At 65.9% G+C, this 252-nt stretch carries 1 protein-coding gene; it reads left to right on the top strand.

The genetic code is table 11. The features are described 5' to 3' along the window. Window positions 1-252, top strand: a 252-nt coding sequence (locus AF337_RS11070) for an oxidoreductase (protein WP_483150619.1), incomplete at both ends; no start/stop codon positions are given.

Consider the following 252-nt stretch of genomic DNA (forward strand, 5'->3'; position numbering starts at 1 on the left):
GAGCAAAGGACGTCGGCCTGGTGATTACCGGTTGCACCCACGTCATGCCGAATGGCGTCGGCTTCACGGGCGAGTTTGCTTCTTGCGACGATAGCTTCACGCCGAGCCTGCGCCGCCTGGCAGGGGCGGCCAAGAGTGGCGGCGCGCCGGCGATCCTCCAGATCTTCCATGCCGGCAACAAAGCTCTGCCCGAACTGGTTCCAGGGGGCGAGATCGTCAGCGCGAGCGCCGTCAAGGCTGCTGCGGGTGCAT

Origin of the sequence: Rhizobium ecuadorense (genome assembly GCF_001187535.1) — a bacterium.
GTDB lineage: Bacteria > Pseudomonadota > Alphaproteobacteria > Rhizobiales > Rhizobiaceae > Rhizobium > Rhizobium ecuadorense.